This is a genomic window from Nostocoides australiense Ben110, assembly GCF_001050535.1.
GTDB classification, from domain to species: domain Bacteria; phylum Actinomycetota; class Actinomycetes; order Actinomycetales; family Dermatophilaceae; genus Nostocoides_A; species Nostocoides_A australiense.
In genome coordinates this window covers 3197483-3200004 of sequence record NZ_HG764815.1, presented here as the reverse complement: position 1 = coordinate 3200004, position 2522 = coordinate 3197483, and the positions used below count along the sequence as shown (strand labels likewise).

The window sequence follows — 2522 nt, the reverse complement described above, 5'->3', positions numbered from 1 at the left end:
GGAGTGCCGCCGTCCCCGTGGCGCCGCGGACAAGCTGGCGCACCACGCGGCGCGGGCCCCTCCTGCCGCCAGCCCGGCTGCACCGGCACCATCGTCGACGGCTACTGCGATGTCTGCGGCACACCCGCGACGCCCACCTCGACCATGGCCACGCAGCCGGTCGGCTCCGGTGAGAGCCCGGTCGAGGCCAGCAACTCGCAGGTCTCGGCCCGGCTGGATGCCACCGCGCTCGGCTCCGAGCGGGCCCGCAGCGGCGGCACCATCTCCACTCGCCGGGTCTCGGGCCACAGCCAGCGCATGCGCACCGCCCGGATCGGCGCCGGCGTCACCAGCGTCCCGCCGGTGCCCGAGATCGATGCTGCCAAGGCTGTCATCAAGAATCCCGTTGTCCCGGAAGACAAACGCTTCTGCCCCAAGTGCGGCGAGCCCGTGGGACGCGGCCGGGACGGGCAGGAGGGGCGCACCACCGGCTTTTGCGCCAACTGCCGCACGCCGTTCGACTTCTCGCCGAAGCTCAAGCCGGGAGACCTCGTCGCCGGGCAGTACGAAGTGGCCGGCTGTCTCGCGCACGGGGGGCTGGGCTGGATCTATCTGGCCCGCGACCGCAATGTCTCGAACCGGTGGGTGGTGCTCAAGGGCCTGCTCAACTCCGGCGACCCCGACGCACTGGCCGCGGCGCTGGCCGAGCAGCGCTTCCTCGCCCAGGTCAGCCACCCCAATATCGTCGAGATCTACAACTTCGTCTCGCACGAAGGCGCCGGCTATATCGTCATGGAGTACATCGGCGGCACCTCGCTGAAATCCCTTCTCAAGCAACGGATGCGGGCCGCCGGGAAGTATGACCCGCTGCCGGTGGACCAGGCACTCGCCTACATCATCGAGATCCTGCCCGCCTTCCAGTACCTGCACGACCTCGGGCTCGTCTATTGCGACTTCAAGCCCGACAACATCATCCAGATCGGTGACGAGGTGCGCCTGATCGACCTCGGTGGGGTGCGCCGCCTGGACGACCAGGACTCGGCGATCTTCGGCACCGTCGGCTACCAGGCTCCCGAGGTCGCCGAGCACGGCGTGAGCGTCGCCTCGGACATCTACACGATCGGTCGCACCCTCGTGGTGCTGACGATGGAGTTCCGGGGGTATCAGACCAAGTACGTCAAGTCGCTGCCCCCGGTCGAGGAGGTGGCGGTCTTCGAGCAATACGACTCCTTCTACCGGCTCCTGCTCAAGGCGTGCGCCCCCTCGCCCGACGACCGGTTCGTCTCCGCCGACGAGATGCGCGTGCAGATGCTCGGCGTGCTGCGAGAGGTGGTCGCCCAGGACAAGAACGCCGGTGCCGCAACGACATCCGCGCCATCGGTGCTCTTCGCGCCGCCGGCAGCCGGTGACAGCCACCTGACGTATGCCGACCTGCCGGCGTTGCATCCCGACTCGAGCGACCAGCAGATCGGCTGGCTCGCGACGATCGCGGCGCAGGAGCCGGCCCAGCGGCTGCGGGCGCTCGCGTCGGCGCCGGGAGCCACGCCCGAGGTCTTCCTGGCCCAAGCCCGCGCGGCCCTCGAACTCGGCCAGTGGGAGGTGCTCGACGGCGTCGTGCAACGGATGCTCGCCGAGGACCCGTGGGAGTGGCGGGCGGTATGGATGCAGGGTCTGGCCGCACTGGCCCGCAAGTCACCGACGGAGGCGCAGAGCGCCTTCAACGCCGTCTACGGGCAGGTCCCCGGAGAGCTCGCGCCCAAGTTCGGCCTGGCCATCGCATGTGAGTTGTCGGGCAATGACGAGATCGCCGAGCGGCTCTACACGATCTGCGCTCGCACCGACGCGGCATACGTCCCGCAGGCGGCCTTCGCCCTGGCGCGGATCCGGGGCAGTCGCGGCGACACCGACGGCGTGCAGCAGGCTCTGACGCTCGTGCCACCCAACTCCTCGGCATACCCGCTCGCGCGCCAGCACTGGGCCGAGCACCTCGCGGCACAGCCGCGCGACACCGCCGACCTGACCCTCGCCCTCCAGACCGCCGACGACGCCGGATTCAGCCGCCGCCGGCGCGCCGAACTCGGCGTCGACATCTACGGCAAGGCCCTCGCGCGGGTCGAGGAGAGCGGCCCGAAGCCGGGGGAGCGGATCGGCGACTTCCCGGTCACCGCGGACGGTATGCGGTCCGGTCTCGAACGTGCGCTGCGGCTGCTCGCCGACGTGACGGACAACCCGCTGGAGCGGATGCGGCTGATCGACAAGGCGAACGACATACGGCCGTGGAGTCTCGTGTGAGACTGCCCTGGCGCAAGAAGGAGGAGAAGGTGGCTGAGTCGTCCTGTCCGGCCTGCGGAGCCACAGTGCCCGCCGACGCAAGCTTCTGCGAGGCCTGCGGCGCCGACATCGCGACCGGTCCGGGGCCTGCCGCTGCCGCGCCAGGAGACCCGGGTCCGGCTGCGGCACAAGGGAATCCGGGAGCTCCCTTCCCGCCGGCTGGCTCTCCTGGGCTGCCTGCCGTGCCTGGCTCGCCGGCCGCGCCCGCACCC

Annotated in this window: 2 protein-coding genes; both read left to right on the top strand. The window is 70.6% G+C overall.

Annotated features, from left to right (window positions below; translation table 11 throughout):
* Positions 1-2271 (top strand): serine/threonine-protein kinase (locus tag BN11_RS15505; protein ID WP_407667988.1); only part of this gene is annotated, 2271 nt, incomplete at its 5' end.
* Positions 2256-2522: zinc-ribbon domain-containing protein (locus BN11_RS26175; RefSeq protein ID WP_157044397.1), on the top strand; the 267-nt coding region annotated here is incomplete at its 3' end. The genes BN11_RS15505 and BN11_RS26175, both read left to right, overlap by 16 nt.